Origin of the sequence: Vibrio neptunius (genome assembly GCF_000967495.1) — a bacterium.
Classification (GTDB): domain Bacteria; phylum Pseudomonadota; class Gammaproteobacteria; order Enterobacterales; family Vibrionaceae; genus Vibrio; species Vibrio neptunius.
The window spans coordinates 1-18688 of the sequence record NZ_JXXU01000044.1; the positions used below are offsets into that span (position 1 = coordinate 1).

Consider the following 18688-nt stretch of genomic DNA (forward strand, 5'->3'; position numbering starts at 1 on the left):
AACTGGAAAACTGGAAAACTAAGTTGTTCCACTTTGGTTGAGAAATCAACTCTAGCTCTCCAGAAGGGCGAAGCCCGATCCCGTTATCTAGAAGCGGAGCGATCCATAGGACGAAGTCCGTTCCCGCTCTTTAAGCTTCCTTCCTCAACGGGTTTTTCTTACCACCGGTCACAGGATCAGCAGAGCCTTCTGCTTTGGCTTGCTCGGCTCGCTTACGACGAATTTCTTTCGGGTCCGCCAACAATGGACGATAAATCTCGATACGATCTTTATCTCGAACCGTTGCGTCGAGCTTTATGTTACGGCTAAAAACTCCAACCTTATTGTTTGCAAGATCAATCTCAGGATATTGCTCTAAAACGCCAGACTCTCGGATGATCTCTTCAACCGTCATCGTTTTGTTCACAACCAGAGTGTACACTCTCTGTTCTTGAGGTAATGCGTATACCACCTCAACGTGGATCATGTCAGACTCAATACTCATAGCATGCATACACCTGTTTCGCACGCTGAGTGAACGCGTTGACCATATTGCTGGTCAGTTCATTGAAGATTCTACCGAAAGCCATTTCAATCATCTTGCTGGAAAATTCGAATTCCAACTTCAGCTCCACTTTGCAGGCTTGCTCATCTAAGGGAGTAAAAAACCACCCCCCTTTTAATATCTTAAAAGGCCCATCAACCAAATTCATCAAGATCGCTTCATCACTGATCAGCTCATTTGATGTAGTAAACGTTTTACTGATCCCCGCTTTCGAAACGTCAACGGAAGCAACCATGGCAGAACCACTGGATTCAATCACTCGGGAGCCGGAACACCCAGGTAAAAACTCAGGATAACTGGCCACGTCATTTACCAGCTTAAACATCTGTTCAGCGCTGAAGGATACCAGTGCTGAACGACTGACTTGCTTCATATAGACTCCTCAAAACATCTACCCAAACGACAGGCATGTACCAATTTTACTTTTATTTGCACTCAGCGCAAATAAAGGGATTTCCTAACTAGGTTCCTAACCGTATAATGCAGCTATTATGGCAAAGAAAAAATCGAAACAAAAAGCGGGTAGCAATACCATCGCTGTCAATAAGAAAGCTCGCCACGAATATTTCATTGATGATGAAATAGAAGCTGGCATGGAGCTTCAAGGCTGGGAAGTTAAAGCACTTCGTCAAGGTAAAGCAAACATCGCAGAAAGCTACGTGTTTATGCGAGATGGTGAAGCCTTTGTGAGTGGCATGACTATTACTCCTCTTAACCAAGCATCGACACACGTTGTGGCGAACCCTACCCGTGTGCGTAAACTACTGATGAGCCGCCGTGAGCTTGATAACCTTTTTGGTCGAATTAACCGTGAAGGTATGACGCTTGCTGCACTCTCGCTCTACTGGTCTCGCTCTTGGGTGAAGATGAAAGTCGGTGTTGCGAAAGGTAAGAAGCTGCACGATAAACGTACTGATCTAAAAGAAAAAGATTGGGCGAGAGAAAAAGCACGCGTAATGAAGAGTTCACTGCGCTAATATTGAGCACTTAAACGCACAAGTCTAGACAGGTTACACTTTTCTGGTACTATGCGAAGAACACTTTGGGGCTGATTTAGGATTCGACAGGAATTTTGCAGTCTGAGGTGCATGCCGTGGGGCGGTTGGCCACGTAAAAAGCCGCAAAAAAATAGTCGCAAACGACGAAAACTACGCACTAGCAGCTTAATAACCTGCTCAGAGCTCTCTCGCCCTAGCTTCCGCACGTAAGACGGGGACCAACGAGAGATCAAACCCAAACGCGCTAGCCCGGATTCTCCCGCCTGAGAGATGAACGGCGAAATTTAATTCAGGATAGTCACTTACTGGCGTGTCGGTTCGCAGGTACTTGGTGAATTTAAAGATCGACTAAGCATGTAGTACCAATGATGAATGGTTTTTGGACGCGGGTTCAACTCCCGCCAGCTCCACCAATTCAGAAACTTTCTAAGTAAGAACATACGCTTAGAAGGGAACAATCAGTAAGTTAAGTATGTGGTACTAAAAAAAGGTACTAAAATGAAATACTTAACTCAGAAAAAAACAGGCACTTGGTATTTTCGATACCAAGTGCCTTTTTTGTACCGCCGTTTTTTCGGCAATCGAACCGAAATCAAAAAATCACTTCATACATCAGATAAAATGACTGCCCATGTTAAAGCCCTCAAATTTGAATCAGCAGTAAAAGAACGAATTATGACTATAAAGCAGTATCTTACTCTCGAAGCCGCAAATAAACTCATTGCGACACATACGGGCTCTACACTAATGAAGATTGAGTGCGCTGTAGATCCTATGAGTGAGTTATCAACGGAATATATGTCTTACATGCTTGCTGAGATAGCTAAAGATGAAAATTTGAGCGCGAGTAATATCAATAGTTTAATGTCACCGATTGAATATCTGACTAGTGCCGATAAATCAGCAACTAACCTAGCCAATGAGGCTTTATCTAATTTTGAATTATCTCCGATCGACCCTCTAACGTGGCAAACGAGGCAAGCACTTATTCAAGTATTTCAATATGCCAAAGATGCTCAATCTGCTCTAAAAAATAGTGACCAACAAGCATGTGAAAACGTGGTAAAGCAGTTAGAAAAAGTTATGCTCAAAGTTGACCCAGACCCCGACCTAGCTAAATCGCTATCTTCTGAGCCAGCGGCTCAGGTCATATCTAATGCTACACCTGTTAAAGACGATAGGTCGTTAAAGGAGCTATTCGAAGAGTATGAGGAAGAAAAGAAGTTCTCGATAAAACCGAGATCTCTAGACCTAGCTAGAGCTAAAATTCATACTGTCTCTGAGCTATTGCATGACAAACCAGCCAGTAGTATCAATCGAAGAGAAGCGGTACTCATTAGGGACTCTTTATTAGAATTGCCTTCAAATATCCATAAGAAAAAAGAGTTTAAAGGAATCTCATTACTAGAGGCAATTAAAAAAAACAAAGCGTTATCAACACCTCTAACAACTCTCGGCAAAACCACAGTTAAAGACTACTTGCAGAAAGTTTCAAGCCTTTGTAAGTGGGCAGTACGACATCAATACCTCGAACACAATCATTTCGAAAGCATCAAGACACAAAGCAGGCAAGAAAGTAAAAAAGAAAGTGATGTAAGGCATCCATTTAGTAATGACATGCTGACTAAAATATTCTCTACACGAATATTTACACACAATGATATGTTGCATAGTTTCCACTACTGGCTTCCAATTTTAGCTCTTTACACAGGCGCAAGACAAAATGAGCTAGCTCAACTATTTAGGGAAAACATTGTTCAAATTGATGGTATTTGGTGCATTAGTTTTACTGAATGCCACCCATCGCAAGACTTCAAAACTGACTCATCGGAACGAATCACTCCTATTCATAGCAAGTTGATAGAGTTAGGTTTTCTTGAATTTGTTGAATCTTGCGAGGGAAGATTATTTGCAACGGGACTACCCTTTTATGAAGGAAAAGGTTACGGCAAGGAAGCATCCCGTTGGTTTAATGAAACGTATAAAACGAAACTAGGTATGAAAGCGAATACAGGATATACGTTTCATTCTTTTCGACACACTGTTCTCGATATGTATAAGCAACATAGTGATGTTGAGGAACGCTTTGCACAAGGTATTGTCGGGCACAAACACGGCAGTATTACATTCGATCGCTATGGCTCTGAATTTCACCCAAGTGCACTCAAGCCTTACATAGATTTGCTTGAATGGAGTTTTCTCAAAATCCAGCCATTTAATCTAGTCAAACACTTTGATAGAACCGAAAAAGAACTTTTAAAATCAGCCCGACGTAAAGCAAACAAGGCAAAAAATAAAAGTGACTAACAGGTAGCTAATTGGAAAAATTACGATATCACAGCTAACCAATAGTGAACTTCAATTTTCTCGATAAAAATGTTCGAACAACACATTGCGTATAGTGTTGTTAACTTGGAAGATTATAACAATCTAATTATGTTAAGAGCACACTAAGAGTGCGGTACTCTTAACTCATCGCACTCACTGAGTGCGGCGTTTTTGTACGTTATTGCCATCTATGGCATTAACGTTGCCACCAGTGGCAGTCATGTTGCCACTGGTGGCACGATTTTGGATGTAAAGAAAAAAAGAACTTCCACAGTTCAGCACCGAGCGAAAATTCACTCCTTACATAAGTTATATAAATTTATAATTGTTATGATCGTTATAATAGTTATACCACACTTTTAATCACATTTAAATTGAAATTAAGATTTAAATTTCAACAAAATCAAGATTAACAAAATTTAATACTAAAAAATTTTAGAATGTCAGGCTGAACTATCATTTAAATTAATCGCACTACCAGAGTGCGGGACACTTAGAAAACAACTCCTCCTCACACGCCCCAACCATCGTACTTATTATAACTTAAATAATTGATTTTAAAGAATATATTGTCAAAACCCTGAATGCGTACTATAACATTCATAGTTTGAGGTTTAGTAATTATACGGGGTTAAAAATGAACGCTGTCCGCGACGCTGCTAAAGAAATCGCAAAGCTCTATAATGAGTCCAAAACTTATCCTGAACAGGCTTTTTGTCTTAAGTTCGATTTTCTTGAGCTAGAAATCAGAGCACCTAATACCTACCCTCCGCTTATTGCAAACGCTATCTATAAACTGAGAAAAAAGAAGCGGTCTGCGCAAAGTTTCACTGAATGGCAAAATATCCTGAGATCTTGTCCTGCGATTGGGCTGATTTATTTGCACCCCGATTATCGACGTAAAGGTTTTTTTAAATATCTCGTATCGGAATTATTGCAGTTAGAAAATGTTCAATTTGTCTGCGTCAACAATGTAAATAGCGATGTGTTAACTCATTACTTGCAGAGAAACCCAAATTGGAGATATACGTTCCCAATGGTAGATAACTATAAACTGAAAAAGCTCATTCCTTATTGTCAACAGAAGCCCGCCGCACAACGATCCGTTCTAGATGTATTTAATGACTATATCGATACTCATGGAATCTACACAGATAGTGCGGCTCATGATAAGCAAATGTTTATTAAAACGCTCAAAGATGAAACAACAAATAGCAACAATACACATTCAACTAACCAATACGAAAATAATGACAGTGGTATATCAAATCAGAAACTCTGCTTTCTGAGAGTAATGAATAGTTACTACACTGATGCCGACCCTTTCTAATTAAATGGTATCAAATAACATCCGTTTATCGATACCCTGCAAATTCTGACCATTCGGTATCATAAAAATAGCTTTTTCATTTATGATACCAATGCTATAGTGATACCAGAATTTGTGATACTAGAAAAGCTATGACAGGACGAATTTTTGCATACTGCCGTGTATCTACCACGGAACAAACTACAGACAATCAAATATTGGCTATACGTCAAGCTGGGCACAATGTAATTAACTCTCGCGTAATTAGCGAAACAGTCTCAGGCAGTACAAAAGCAACTGACCGTGAGCAGTTTTCTAATCTTCTCAAACACAAGCTGGAAATAGGCGACACGTTAGTCGTACTAAAGCTCGATCGCCTTGGTCGAGATAATATAGATGTACAACAAACGATAGAACTTCTCTCGAAAAACGGAATCCGAATTATCTGCCTAGATTTACCAGTTGCAGACCTAAGCTCACCTGAAGGTAAACTTATGCTGCAAATGTTTTCCGCATTCGCAGAATTCGAAAGAAATAGAATCAGAGAGCGTACGCAGGAAGGACTAGCGAGAGCGAAACTTGAAGGTAAGAAGCTTGGTCGCCCTCAAGCGAAGGCAACAACACACAAAGTTCAAGGGTGCAAATCTCTTGGTATGTCACAAAGCAAAACAGCAATTCACCTGCACCTTGGAATAGCTACAGTTAAGCGCCATTGGAACAAATCAGGCGAATAATGGAATATAACCAGTTTGACAGAGAAAAGGCTTTATATGAGCTCACTAAATGTGTATCACTTGGAGCAAAATATCTCTTATGTGCTTGAAGAAGAGTTACTTATGCAATTAAGAAAAATCAAGGAGAACTCTCAGACAAACTCTTAGACTCTATTACAAAATAAAAGAGTAGAAGCTCGCTTGTTCGCATGACATGCGGGTAATCGATGATAATCTAATGTGAGTTGCCCAGTTACAAGAGCGAGATAATTGATAGGAACACTCCTATAGTAGGATACCCTACTTTCCAGAATAACATTAAAACTAGAGATCTAGTTTTCGGTTGTGAACCTTAAAGGAATCAGTGATATCACTTGTTATAAAGCAGAGCGATATGATAGAGGTTTTGCCATGGTAGGATTGGGGGCCGTATTAAAATTAGAGTCCTAATTTTTCACTTATCAGCCTAAACCTATTATATAAGCAAAAACGCCCTCAATAATGAGGGCGTTTTCTATCCAAATTACCTTTTTATACGCTTTTCGCGGTCGCTCTACTTTTAAACTTCTCCCGAAATATCTATAAGAATAGACAGCAGCGCGGGTGGAAGGGCTTTTTCAATTCGACTAATCCTTCTCTTATCTGGGTCTCATTTTAGACTAAGTTACACTTATAGACAATCTAGACATCCAGAGAAAGTAACAACGACATCAGTCCTAATAACTAATGGATAAAACCTTGTTGCAATCATCAGCAACTGAAAAACCTTCCAAGCATAATCAATTTTACTCAGCCATTACATGTAAACCAATTACTTATTACTACTGTATCTAAGTGGAGACTAACATTTGTAAAAACTACTCATTCAAATACAACTCAGCCATACCATCCAGTTTACTTTTTACTTCCTTCCAGTGTGGCATGACGCTGGTTAACAAGCGCCAAAAACGTTCGCTATGGTTGTGTTCAGCGATATGGCAAAGCTCATGTAGGATCACATAATCAATACACTCTTTTGGTGCTTTGATTAAGTGAGGGTTGAGCATCAAGTTACCTTTTGCTGAACAGCTACCCCATTGCTTCGCCATGGGAAGAACACGAAAGCTGGGTATTCCCTCAACCCAAGTAGCTTGTGGAAGCAGCTCCGCAAGACGATCATGAAAAACACGCTCTGCACGAACTCTGTACCAGTTCTTTACCAAAGCTCGAACCATAGCAGTCTTGTCTTCATTAAAACGAGTTAAGGTTACCAAGAGCTTACCTCGATTCATTTTTACCGAAGGTAAAGCCTCAATGTCTTCCACAACTTTAAGTACATATCTGCGCCCTAAGTAAAACTGCATTTCACCGCTGACATAATGCTTGGGTTGAACATACTCCAAGTGAGTACGAAACTCCTTGAGTGCGTCATAGATCCACTTAGCACGCTTCATTACCGCGTCATGAATATCTCCACGTTCGGTATCTTCTGGTGCGGTAATTGCCACTTCACAGTTAGGATGAACTTTGATGGTTATCTTTCGCTTTTGGCTTTCTGTGACGGGCTTGCGAACGACTTCGTAGGTAACAGCCTCATCACCATAGATGAAGCTGTATTCCTCTTTATTGCCTTCATTTGAACTTACCGAAGTCATTAATGATGACCTGCCACACCCAGACGAGTGATTTGGATAATATCGGTAATAATCACCTTAGCGGTGTCCATTCCGACAGCCTTAAACAGCACAGGTAACAACTTACGACGAATATGGTTTTCAATCTCTTGTGGGTTAATTGAAAATTCAGCCACAGATGCCGTAACCACTTCATCGATTCGCATTGCATAATCGAAGCGTTCATCTTCACTTAGAGCATTGCTATCGGCTAGGTTTTTCAGGAATAACCCGTAGTAAGCTTGGACGTGACGTTTGATTTTTGGGTCAAGTTCGGAGAAGCGGTCAATAGGCATACCTTCGACATTTCGCTCTTTTACTTGTTCTTCAAAATCAGCAAACAACAGGTATTGCTTTACTGGGGTATCAAACATCTCTTTCGCTTGTTCGATGGCTTGTTTTAGCAACTTAGAAAAATACTCCTGAGCATATGGGTCATCTGCGAGCTCCTGATCAATCATCTTAGTCACACGACCAGTGATAGCATCTTTTTTGTTACGAGCTTCATCGTCAGTCATCTCTTCAGGTTTGACATCTTTACCCATGTTACCAACTAAGTAGACGCCTTGAGACTCTTGGATCTCTACACCACCAATGTGCTTATCTAACATGGTTCGGATGTTTTCAGCATACTCATCATAGTCAACGCTTTCTTCCGCATCCTCACGGACTTGGCGACGCAGCTCAGACATCGATTTCAACGTCTTTTTGTACAACTCACGCTTATCATCAAGACTCTTATCTTCGAAGTACGTGGCTGATTGCAAAGCCACTTTTAGGCAGTTAGCAAACGTTGTGAGTGATGCATAAAAGTCCTCACGCTTTTTCAAGTTGGTGTCGGTAAGTTGACCATCAATCGTGTCAATTTTTGGGGCTAATACTTGACGAAGTGCTTGACCATCTTGCTTGTTCTGTACACCTTCAAACGTTGCCCATAAATCGCTATAGAAACCTGGCAGCTTCTTATATTCGGTGTCCATGCGGCTATAAAGACCTTTAAGGTCATCAATATCAAAACCACCTTTAATACGCTCTTCTAGCTCTTGATAGCTAGCAATTGAAGCATCTAGTTCTTTCAAAATGCCTCGATAATCAATCAAGTAACCAAACTGCTTCTTCTGATGGAGACGGTTTACACGAGCAATTGCCTGAATCAAGTTGTGTTGCTTCATCGGCTTATCGATGTAAAGCACGGTATTCTTGGGTTCATCAAAGCCTGTCAGAAGCTTATCCACAACGATCATGATATCAGGGCCATCGTCTTTGCTAAACTCATCAATGATGTGCTGGGTATAAGCTTTTTCATCTTGACCAAAGTCAGAATTAAGGACGTTTTCCTTCCACCAATTTTGCACTATATCTTTGCTTTCACCATCGACTGTATCGTGGCCTTCACGAGTATCAGGCGCAGACATTGCGACAACGGAAGTCACTTTACCTATTTGGTCTAAAAGCTTCTTATATTGAATAGCAGAGGCTTTTGAGTCACAGGCAAGTTGACCTTTTAAGCCTTGACGTTTGAAGTTTTGGAAGTGATCGGAAATATCATGGGCGATGAGTTCCAATCGACCTTCGGTTTGATAGATTTGACCTTTCTGAGCAAACTTTTTCTTCAAGTCTGTTCGCTGTTTTTCAGACAGCTTATCGGTGATACGGTCAAACCACGCATCAATGGCTTTGTCATTAGTGCTGAGATCAGGAATACGCTCTTCATACAATAAAGGCGTCACCGTTTTATCTTCTACCGCTTGTTGCATTGTGTATGAGTGAATGATCTTACCAAACTTATTTTCGGTTTTATCGTCTTGCAACAGAGGTGTTCCCGTGAAGCCAATATAAGCGGCTTTCGGAAGGGCTTGTTGCATTCGAATGTTGTTCTCACCGTTTTGGCTACGGTGGCCTTCATCAACTAGTACGATAATATCTGGGCTATTGTTATAGCACTCTGGGAGTTCGATAGCCGTACCAAACTTATTGATGATGGAGAAGATAATACGTTCGTTCCCTTTACCGATTTGATCTGCTAAACGGCGACCTGTTGTAGCCATGGCCGATTTTTTATCTTTATCCGATAATGCACCGCCTGAAGCGAAAGTACGGGCAAGTTGGTCTTCAAGATCAACACGGTCAGTCACTACAACGACACGGCACTTGGCTAACTCTTTAAGCCAGATAAGGGCTTTGGATAAGAAGACCATAGTGAACGACTTACCTGAGCCTGTTGTATGCCAGATCACTCCGCCATTACGAGCACCTTGCTCATCAAAAGAAGTGACTCGTTCAATTAATGCTTTAATGCCGAAAATTTGCTGATAACGAGCGACAATTCTACCTGCCTTTTTATCAAACAAAGTAAATAGCTGGGTCATTTCCAATAGGCGGTCATGACGCAAGAGTGAAACTAACAAGCGGTCTTGGTTGGTCACCATTAAATCACCACCCGCAATGAGTGACAGGTACTCATCACGCACTTTGGCAGAACGGTGGTTGAAGATAAGGTCGAGTTTGTCTTGTTCTAATGGAGCGTTCTTTAAACGTGCAAACGTTGCTTCGGTGATCTCTTCTTCTTTCCATTTCGCCCAGAACTTTTCAGGCGTTCCACAGGTAGCGTATAAACCTTCATGACCATTCACAGAGAGTAATAGTTGGCTGTAGGCGAACAGATGAGGGATCTCATCTACCTTTTGGTTACGGATGTTCTGCGAGATACCTTCCGATACCGTTGGTTTCCCTTCAGAAGAGGAGTCAGGGCGTTTCGCTTCTATCACAACCCAAGGTAATCCATTGACGAAACACACCACATCAGGGATACGCTTACCTGTTCCATAGGCGTTTTCTACTTCAAGCTCTTCGGTGAAGTGGTACTTATTGTTTTTTGGTGTTTCCCAATCAATGATGTCGATGGTTGGGTTGGCTTTCTTTCCATCAACAAACTCAGTCACACTAATGCCGTAGGTAAGTGCGTTATACAGTTTCTCGTTAGCCGCTTTTAAGCCTTCATTCATAGCTGGGTTAGCTAGCTCGTGAACAATTTTATCGACAGCGGCTTCTGATAATTTGTGCACTGTACCCATGAACGTATAGGTTTTGTGCTTGAGTACGTCACGTAACACATCTGGAAGAATAACCACTGATTGGCTTCCACGTTGAGCCGAGCATTCGTTAGGTGGGATAAACGTATAACCTAAATTAGTCAGTAGAGTCAGCGCAGGGATCTTGGCGCTTTGTTCTTCACGGAAGTTAGGTAGATTCTGACTACTCATGACTGCCCTCGATGATAAGCAGCTAGGTCACTATCGAGCGACCATATAAAAACCTCACTCATAGAGAACTTGCTAACGCACTTGTTGAACTCTTCAATGATACTTAGGTCACCAAAGCTAGTACCTTCATTTGGTTTGTCTATTGCTTTGTTTCTGCCAGCATGCTCTGGAAAAGAATCAATCCAAGTTAATATTTCGGTGGTATTAGGAAACTCACTCGGTTGGTATGGAGCTTTTCCTGTAAATGCACCTTTTACAGAATCACTAAAGCGCTTAGCCGTTTCACGCCTTGTTCCCCCGTCTCCATTTTGTGCAATATGGTTACCCGTCTCTACAATAGTCGCCATTGGCAGAATAAATGTGGCACCACTACCTGCGTAATCAGCGAAAGATGCGCTAATTTCATCGATATCTTGGTTTCTTCCTGGAACATTAAGTAGGTTCAAAAAGACTGATGTGTCAATAATGCAGATAGCACTCATTCTTCGCTACCTCGCATTTTAGCTAGCCAATCTAATGCGTTTTGTTTTTTCTGTTCTGCTGTCACTGGAGATTTTACAAAGCGATCAACAATACCATTGGTCACTAGCTCCCCAAGAGGCCCTTGGGAAACCAGCCCAGGATAGTCATTTAGATCCGAAAAACGTACCAGTTGACTGTCACCAGTCGTTCGATCACGGTAACAAAACACGACATCACCAAGAGCTGAATCAGGTAATGCATCCATTAATGCAGGATTATGAGTTGATAGTAGTAACTTAACATTTCGCCTTGTGGCTTGTTCTCGCATTGTTGCAAGTAGCTGTTTCGCCCTTGATGGGTGAACACCATTATCAACTTCTTCAATTACCACAGTAGAGCCTTCAGGAGCAGAAAGTAGTGCCGCTGCAATCGCTAATACTCTTAATGTTCCATCCGATAAAAGTTCAACAGACCAAGTGCGATCAGTTCCACCAAAGCTTTCAACTAGTTCTAGGGACACTTGATTTCGTCGATCTTTAAAGAAGGTAATATCTTTCACATCTTGTTCAGGCAGACTCTGGATAAAATCGATAATTGCTTGACGATTATCTTTGTTTTCCCAAAGCGTATAAAGTACCCCTGATAAGTTGGCGCAATCACCTCTTAAATTCCGTTCTGGATAACTATCACCACGCATTAGTGAAGGTACAGGGTCAAGAAATAAGGTGTTAGAAAGTAACTTTTGAAATGTCTCAGTCGTTTGAGGAATTTCTTTTTGTGCTTTTTTATGACCTGATTCAAACATTGCCGACGAGACGAGTTGATTCAAGATTGTAATTTGATCTGTTCCAGGGACTTGAGGTTTGCGACCTCCACGTGCAAAATTGTTATAAGCTATACGTACGTCTGTTCCCAACCCTGTAGATGGCTGCTCAATCTTATAGAGTGGAAAGCTCTCTTTTGGAGATACAATCATCTCCTGCGAAATATGTAACTCATCATCACGAAGTGAAAGCTCTACTTCAAACTTGTTCCAATTGCGGTCATCCGTCTGGCAACCCAGACAAAAAGAAGAAGATCCTAGGTAACCAAGATCTCTTATTTGACCTCGTAAAATTTGCTCTGAGTCATCGACACGTTGTTTCAATACATTGAGCTTTTGCCCTTGAGCTAACCAAGCAAGAAAACGAAAGGCCTCTAAAGCATTACTTTTTCCTGAAGCATTAGCACCGATCATCAAGGTTAAAGGAGAAAGGTGTAGTATCTGTTCTTTGTAACTTTTAAAGTCTCTAATTTGAATTTGCGTTAGCATATTAAATCCTTTTCTTGAGCGACTTTCACACGGCACTTACCCGTCAATAACTGCTGCATCAGTGCCTTTTTCTCTTGCTTAAAGTGAGCAAGTTTTGTTTCTAGTACTTCAATTTCTTTGTCGGCAGCTGTAAGGACTGAGGCGATTTTTTGTTGTTCGTCAAAAGTAGGGACAATTAGACTCAATCCCATAAAGTCAGAAGGCTTCACATTTAATAATCCATGTGCTCGACCACCTTCCGCTGCTACTTTTGTTAACCCTCGGTTTAGCAAACCAGATTCAAAGTATTGCTCCATAAAGCAGCTTGACGTCTTGGCCTCATCCTTTATTGCGAAGCAGATATAAAGGCTCGTCACTACAGCGTCGTCATATCTATTTAGCCGCTTAATTGCCCCCATGGGGTAACCATTTGAATAACTTTTGTTATAAGCAAACTGCCCTTTACGCAAGATAAAGTAATTATCGAGTGTCTCAGACGCGACTGACTTTTTGAAAAACTCTTGCTGCTTAATTAGGCCATGCTGCGCAGAGATCGTTACAACATTAGTGCTTTGCCCTTTGTTTTTCTCTGCCATTCGGTCAAATAAATGACTTAACTTAACCTCTTCCCACTCCCCCTCAAACGCCTTGCCCGTTTCAGCCCCGTCTTTTGATGAAGAGCGCAAACGCTTCTTACCCGTCAAAAGCTGCTGCATCAGGGCCTTTTTCTGCTGCTTACTGGTTTCAATCAGCTTTCCAGTGGTGGCAATCGCTTTGTCCCATGTTGAGAGGATTTTGGCTATTTTGCGTTGTTCTTCGTATGGAGGAAGCGCTATCTTTAGTTTTTTGAAGTAAGGCAAACCAATCGTTTTAATCGTAGAACCAACGGCTTGCCTTTCAAACTCATGCTTGTTAGTTTGCAGCCAGTTATACAAAAACCAGTTGTGGATTTTATTATTAAAATCACACTTCCAAGCAATGAAATGCTGACTGACCGCCATAGGTTCTGCCATTACCCCACTTTTACCGATCCCAGCATCACGAGAAAGAACTACAGTTCCTGCTGGGTGTACTTGCGCAGACGAGTTCTCAGTACCCAGTTTGGAAATTTCTTTGTCTGTTTCTTTCACTAACCCTTTATCCAATCGGAAGCTATCAGCTAATGAAATCCACTTAATTCCTCCATCCCAGTAGTCTGGAAAAGATTTACTTGGTGTATGACCACTGCATCTTTCAGCGTATTTGTCTAGTAACCCATAAGACCAACCATCTGGAATCTCAGATGAATTTAACTCACGCGCCATAACCCAACTCCTCTAGGTAACCCGCCATTTCTGCTTCTAGGCCAGCTAATTCATTTTGTAGCGCTAAACGTTCAGTGCGTACCGCTACTAGGTCGATCTCTTCTTCTTCCTCAAAGGTATCAACGTAACGAGGAATGTTGAGGTTGTAGTCGTTCTCGGCAATCTCTTCTAGCGTAGCTAGGTATGAGTATTTGTCTGTGGTTTCACGCGCCTTATAAGTATCTACAATCTTCTGAATGTTCTCAGGTGTTAGTTGATTCTGGTTCTTACCAGACTTGAATTCACGAGATGCATCAATGAACAGTACCTGGTTGTTGTCTTTCTGCTTTTTGAAGATAAGAATGGCGGCAGGGATACCAGTTCCAAAGAACAGCTTTTCAGGTAGGCCGATTACTGTATCTAGCAGGTTTTCATCGATAAGCTGCTTACGGATTTTACCTTCACTAGATGCGCGGAATAATACGCCATGCGGCACAACCACACCCATACGGCCGCCTTTTTTACCTTGAGAAGCGGGCTTTAGCGTCTCAATCATGTGTGAGATAAACGCATAGTCGCCTTTGGTCTTTGGCGGGATACCACGGCGGAAGCGACCAAAGTGGTCGTTACCAGCATCTTCATGACCCCATTTATCAAGAGAGAACGGAGGGTTGGCTGTTACTACGTCAAAGTGCAGTAGACCGCCTTCTTTGTCTTGTAGCTTGGGATTACGAATGGTATCGCCCCACTCAATGCGGTGGTTGTCTTCACCATGTAGGAACATGTTCATCTTAGCTAGTGACCAGGTTGAACCAATCGCTTCTTGTCCAAACAGAGCATATTGTTTAGAACCAGCAAAGTTGTTCTGTACTTGCTTACCACACTTCATCAATAGTGAGCCTGAACCACAAGCAGGGTCACAGATGCTATCGCCTTGTTGTGGTTCTAGAATGATTGAAAGTAGATCTGATACTTCTGGTGGGGTATAGAACTCACCCGCAGATTTTCCACTGCCTGCTGCAAAGTGTTTGATGAGGTACTCGTAGGCGTTACCAATCACATCTAGCGAACCAACGCGGCTTGGGCGTAGGTTCAGGGTCTCTTTACCAAAGTCTTCTAGTAGATGGCGCAAAATGTCGTTTTTCTGCTTTTCGTCACCCAGCTTATCGGTGTTGAAGCTAATGTCTTGGAAGACATTCTTGAGCTTAGTGCCGTTAGCTTCTTCAATCGCATGGAGAGCTTGGTCGATACGAGAACCATTACCAGGCTCATGACGAGCTTCATACAGATCCCAAAATGTTGAACCTACAGGGATTTTGAAAGATTGGCTTTCCATCATTTCTGAGATCAGTTCAGGAATGTCACCGTACTCTTCTTTAAGTTCATCGTATTTGTCCTGGTGAACATCAGAGATGTACTTTAGGAACAAGGTAGTAAGGATGAAGTCTTTGTAGATAGACGGATCAACCGTACCTCGGAAGGTGTCACACGCTCCCCATACCGCTTTATTGATGTCATCTTGATTGATTTTAGTGTGTGGCATGATTTCCTAGCCCTTAAATTGTTCAGAATTCTGGATTAAGTCAGTCGCTATAGCATTAAGCTGCTGCTGACGATTATTTATAAGTTCATGAAGTAAGGCATTTTCTTTAATGCTTGCTGCATAGAGCTTGGCAATAGTGTTTTGTTTTTCTATCTCTGGTATCGCTAGCTCAACATCGGCCAATACTGGTTTTCTAATGTTTGTTTGTGTGCTGCCTTCAGCACTCTTTCTAAAGTATTGCTGCACAGGCTTTTGATTGAGCTGCCAAGCCAAGAACATAGGGTTTATCTTATCGCATTGCGATGACTTGATACGGATCTGAAACAGGCTAGGAGAACTAATTACGTCTTCTAGTTGTTCAGGAACGTAGGCTGCATAAGTTCTCATCCCCTTGGCAATGAACAGAACATCGCCTTGTTCAAGCCACATAGGCTGCTTCTTACCTGTTAATTCCGTTCTCACCAACTCGGTGCTTTGCAACTCACCTAGATCACTGATGTCTTTTGCTTGCACGACTTGTACGGAAGCATTTGGATCATGCTTGATTGACCCGCGAAATGGGTAGCCAGCATGAATATCCGCTACCTCTGATAGTCGTAGTCTCATTCCAACACCTCAAACTTTAACTTGCATCCATTGTGGTTACTTTAAGCAAATACGTCAAGAAAAATGCAGGAATAAAAAACTGCAAATTTTAAGTTGACTGAATTTCAAACCGATCATAAGATTATTTGCAGTAAACGAATGGTGCTTAGGGGCTATGAGTTTAAAACTCGAGAAGAAGACTTTAATCTAATTAGGTGTATGAGGAATCGAAGTGACTCCCACAGAAGTAAAGTACAGAAAACTATTTGATTCGGCGATCAATAGGTATGTAAATGACAATTTAAATGCTCTACATGTATTTGAAGGTAAGCACGTTATTTTGCTCAATGATCTATACAAGTACTGTTCTGAACGAGCAGACTACTACTCCATTAACAGACACAATTTACACCAGAACAACATCATCCCTACCGAGGTATTGATGCAAAAGGGTCACTTAGTTGGCGACATGGGCGATTATGAGCTGAGACTGAAAAGAGTAAATGCTTTTATCGAGTGGTGTCAGCATAAAGAGAAGAACAACCTCAAAGCTCACGGAAAGGCAATGGGCAAATGGTTAGCTATGCACTATGGGGATCTCTTTTCAACAAGTAGTAACGCCGCATCTTCTTTGAATCATATTGGAGGAGTAAATAACCTAGAGTTTCTCTTCTTTACTAAAGGTCTTTCACCACAAGCTCTAATTCCTAATGATCCAAAGCTAAGTAGGAATGAAATCAAAAAAATTATTCATGCGAAAGTTAAAGAGCTACATAAACCTAAAAGGCCTAGCAGCGGGACTGCTGACTCTGAGAGTAATGATACTGAAGGTTATGTATATCTCATCAAGCTAAACAGTGGCCTATACAAGTTCTCTCAGTCCAGCGATAAATATCCATCTAGATTAAATGCTCAATTACCAGAATCAGACCTCTCATTTGGTCATATGATTGCGCTTGTTAAAGATGCAAAAGCAGCAGAATTAGCACTTCACAAGTACTTACGTTCTATGGAATATCGTCAACCCAAACAGAAATACAAAGACCGATTTTGGGTTGAAAGCGATGAACACGCAGTAAAGCTATTTAAAGCAGGTTTGAATAGAGAATGGCCAGAACATCAACTAGTTGTAAGTAACTGCAAGGTCAAATTAACTGTGTGATTATTAATACAGCAAACTCATGGCAGAGTAACCACGGTATCCGTTGGCGGAAGCCGTCATTTTTCGATGGCTTGCCTTCGGCAAAAGAAGGCGATAATTGCTGCTATGAACTGTTTATGTTGATAGTAAAGAGCGTCATCAATAATTGATTTGATATTTAACTTAAATGGACATTGAGCCTTGTTAGATTATCAATGGTGGCTAGATGGGATTTGCTAACAGAAAACCAAAAACCAGATCTGGTTTTCATTAAGTGCATCCACATAAATCAATATGAGTGGCAGTAGTAAACAGTTGCATTTTCATTTTAACCCTAAGTTTTAGCCCAGATATAGACAGGAAAACTGAGGAATAAACTGACTCTGACATTTTTCCTAAACGAACCCGTTAATCTGACGTTTTTCCTAAACGAGCCCGTTAATCTGACATTTTTCCCAAACGAGCTCGTTAATCTGACGTTTTTCCCAAACGAGCTCGTTAATCTGACGTTTTTCCCAAACGAGCCCGTTAATCTGACGTTTTTCCAAATGAGAAATTGCTTTGATGCACTTCAACGAAAGCTAAATTCATCCAAAATTGGCAAAGACGTAACCACAAGGCTTGTGCTATTACGTTTCAAGGCAAGGGCGAGTGAAAAACGCAGATATAACTTTAAGCAGTGCCGCTTTTTGCTTTCAAGCAAAATGGCCTATCTATACAGAAATAGTCATCACGTTGACTAGCCTATTACAATCCCCCTCTGGCAGGATAATTGTTACTTTTGACTAAAAAACAGTCTAATTCTTAATTTTATACGTTAGTTTTAAGAATTCTTAAAGCCATTAAGAATGGATAAGAAACTTGAAAGTCACTCTTCAATCAAAGCTCGTATTTTTATTAATTTAAGAGCTATTGGACGCCAGTTCAACTCCCCAAAAAGAACTGAACCACTAACTGATTCCCAACAAAAAGAATCACCACTCACCTAAAATAGGTATTGAAATAGGTACTAACATGGTACAAGATATGGGTACTAAAAGCTGATTTATAAACCAAAACCACACACTTTAACCTGTTGATTTTGAAGAAAAAAGCAGGGCGACGGGTTCACTTCCCGCCAGCTCCACCAAACGTTTGGAAAGGGCCAACTCGAAAGGGTTGGCCCTTTTTGTATCTAAAATCTTTAACTATCAATAGATGACGCCTCGCGCAGACTTTAACTACACATCAGTACGTCACAATCTCTTAGTATCCCCGGCAAAAGCTTTTTTGGGCACACCAAATAGCAGGTTCGTAAAATAACTCGTCTGACGGACAAAGAATTGGAAAGCATCAAAAACCGTAGCTATCGCGAGCTATCAAGCCAAACCTCACTTTACAACTGGTCACTCTAGTTATAGAGACAGTTCTCCCTCTCTACACAACGACCCTTGGCTTATACCAAGAAACAAGCCGATAGCGCCTCCGCCACCGATACCCAACATTGAATGCATCATGTGTCACAGCCAATGGCAAGCCTCATTGCCAGAGCAACCTACCTGCCCCAAATGTGATAGCCATTTGTATGCGAGCGAGG

General features: G+C 41.4%; 14 protein-coding genes and 1 other RNA gene. 6 read left to right on the forward strand and 9 right to left on the reverse strand.

Annotation, left to right across the window (positions count from 1 at the left end; genetic code table 11):
• Positions 1-130: 130 nt before the first annotated feature.
• Together TW84_RS15295 and TW84_RS15300 are read right to left on the reverse strand one after the other, a co-directional pair.
• A complete protein-coding gene (locus TW84_RS15295; RefSeq protein WP_045976503.1) occupies positions 131-484 on the reverse strand; it encodes an RnfH family protein in 354 nt (117 codons plus the stop codon).
• A complete protein-coding gene (locus tag TW84_RS15300) occupies positions 474-917 on the reverse strand; it encodes an SRPBCC family protein (RefSeq protein ID WP_045976504.1) in 444 nt (147 codons plus the stop codon). Before TW84_RS15300 ends, TW84_RS15295 begins: the two co-directional genes overlap by 11 nt.
• A gap of 118 nt (positions 918-1035) precedes the next feature.
• Here TW84_RS15300 and smpB point away from each other — a divergent pair, with 118 nt between their 5' ends.
• From smpB to TW84_RS15320, 5 genes are all read left to right on the forward strand, one after another.
• Complete coding sequence (gene smpB, locus TW84_RS15305; protein ID WP_045976505.1) at positions 1036-1521, forward strand: SsrA-binding protein SmpB; 486 nt, start codon at positions 1036-1038, stop codon at positions 1519-1521.
• 67 nt (positions 1522-1588) lie between these two features.
• Positions 1589-1955: a transfer-messenger RNA gene (ssrA, locus tag TW84_RS23865) on the forward strand.
• An 85-nt stretch (positions 1956-2040) separates the two neighbouring features.
• Entirely contained in the window at positions 2041-3849 is a 1809-nt protein-coding gene (locus TW84_RS15310) for a site-specific integrase (protein ID WP_045976506.1), read from the forward strand.
• A 658-nt stretch (positions 3850-4507) separates the two neighbouring features.
• On the forward strand, positions 4508-5200 hold the full coding sequence (locus TW84_RS15315; protein ID WP_045976507.1) for an N-acetyltransferase: 693 nt from the start codon (positions 4508-4510) through the stop codon (positions 5198-5200).
• A gap of 131 nt (positions 5201-5331) precedes the next feature.
• On the forward strand, positions 5332-5913 hold the full coding sequence (locus TW84_RS15320) for a recombinase family protein (RefSeq protein ID WP_019823936.1): 582 nt from the start codon (positions 5332-5334) through the stop codon (positions 5911-5913).
• An 836-nt stretch (positions 5914-6749) separates the two neighbouring features.
• On the opposite strand, the gene TW84_RS15325 is transcribed toward TW84_RS15320, so the two are convergent.
• Genes TW84_RS15325 through TW84_RS15355 form a run of 7 tightly spaced genes read right to left on the reverse strand, consistent with a single transcriptional unit; the run spans position 6750 to position 15992 of the window.
• Positions 6750-7526 (reverse strand): M48 family metallopeptidase, encoded by a 777-nt coding sequence (locus tag TW84_RS15325; protein ID WP_045976508.1) that lies wholly within the window; start codon positions 7524-7526, stop codon positions 6750-6752.
• The gene (locus TW84_RS15330) at positions 7526-10807 is read right to left on the reverse strand and encodes a type I restriction endonuclease subunit R (RefSeq protein WP_045976509.1); all 3282 of its coding nucleotides are present in this window, start codon (positions 10805-10807) and stop codon (positions 7526-7528) included. The genes TW84_RS15325 and TW84_RS15330 overlap by 1 nt, the downstream gene beginning before the upstream one ends.
• Complete coding sequence (locus tag TW84_RS15335; RefSeq protein ID WP_045976510.1) at positions 10804-11289, reverse strand: type II toxin-antitoxin system VapC family toxin; 486 nt, start codon at positions 11287-11289, stop codon at positions 10804-10806. The genes TW84_RS15330 and TW84_RS15335 overlap by 4 nt, the downstream gene beginning before the upstream one ends.
• Complete coding sequence (locus TW84_RS15340; protein ID WP_045976511.1) at positions 11286-12581, reverse strand: AAA family ATPase; 1296 nt, start codon at positions 12579-12581, stop codon at positions 11286-11288. Before TW84_RS15340 ends, TW84_RS15335 begins: the two co-directional genes overlap by 4 nt.
• The gene (locus TW84_RS25080; RefSeq protein WP_045976512.1) at positions 12575-13864 is read right to left on the reverse strand and encodes a restriction endonuclease subunit S; all 1290 of its coding nucleotides are present in this window, start codon (positions 13862-13864) and stop codon (positions 12575-12577) included. Before TW84_RS25080 ends, TW84_RS15340 begins: the two co-directional genes overlap by 7 nt.
• On the reverse strand, positions 13854-15386 hold the full coding sequence (locus TW84_RS15350) for a type I restriction-modification system subunit M (RefSeq protein WP_045976513.1): 1533 nt from the start codon (positions 15384-15386) through the stop codon (positions 13854-13856). Before TW84_RS15350 ends, TW84_RS25080 begins: the two co-directional genes overlap by 11 nt.
• Positions 15387-15392: 6 nt before the next feature.
• Positions 15393-15992, reverse strand: coding sequence for a restriction endonuclease subunit S (locus TW84_RS15355; RefSeq protein WP_045976514.1), 600 nt, complete (start codon positions 15990-15992; stop codon positions 15393-15395).
• A gap of 211 nt (positions 15993-16203) precedes the next feature.
• Between TW84_RS15355 and TW84_RS15360 the strand changes: the two genes are divergently transcribed.
• Complete coding sequence (locus TW84_RS15360) at positions 16204-17133, forward strand: GIY-YIG nuclease family protein (protein ID WP_045976515.1); 930 nt, start codon at positions 16204-16206, stop codon at positions 17131-17133.
• Positions 17134-18688 lie beyond the last annotated feature (1555 nt).

Coding starts and splice junctions, on each gene's coding strand:
- TW84_RS15350 (WP_045976513.1), bottom strand. CDS start 15,386: ATGCCACACACTAAAATCAATCAAGATGACATCAATAAAGCGGTATGG.
- TW84_RS15335 (WP_045976510.1), bottom strand. CDS start 11,289: ATGAGTGCTATCTGCATTATTGACACATCAGTCTTTTTGAACCTACTT.
- TW84_RS15295 (WP_045976503.1), bottom strand. CDS start 484: ATGAGTATTGAGTCTGACATGATCCACGTTGAGGTGGTATACGCATTA.
- TW84_RS25080 (WP_045976512.1), bottom strand. CDS start 13,864: ATGGCGCGTGAGTTAAATTCATCTGAGATTCCAGATGGTTGGTCTTAT.
- TW84_RS15330 (WP_045976509.1), bottom strand. CDS start 10,807: ATGAGTAGTCAGAATCTACCTAACTTCCGTGAAGAACAAAGCGCCAAG.
- TW84_RS15320 (WP_019823936.1), top strand. CDS start 5,332: ATGACAGGACGAATTTTTGCATACTGCCGTGTATCTACCACGGAACAA.
- TW84_RS15340 (WP_045976511.1), bottom strand. CDS start 12,581: ATGCTAACGCAAATTCAAATTAGAGACTTTAAAAGTTACAAAGAACAG.
- TW84_RS15300 (WP_045976504.1), bottom strand. CDS start 917: ATGAAGCAAGTCAGTCGTTCAGCACTGGTATCCTTCAGCGCTGAACAG.
- TW84_RS15310 (WP_045976506.1), top strand. CDS start 2,041: ATGAAATACTTAACTCAGAAAAAAACAGGCACTTGGTATTTTCGATAC.
- TW84_RS15315 (WP_045976507.1), top strand. CDS start 4,508: ATGAACGCTGTCCGCGACGCTGCTAAAGAAATCGCAAAGCTCTATAAT.
- smpB (WP_045976505.1), top strand. CDS start 1,036: ATGGCAAAGAAAAAATCGAAACAAAAAGCGGGTAGCAATACCATCGCT.
- TW84_RS15355 (WP_045976514.1), bottom strand. CDS start 15,992: ATGAGACTACGACTATCAGAGGTAGCGGATATTCATGCTGGCTACCCA.
- TW84_RS15325 (WP_045976508.1), bottom strand. CDS start 7,526: ATGACTTCGGTAAGTTCAAATGAAGGCAATAAAGAGGAATACAGCTTC.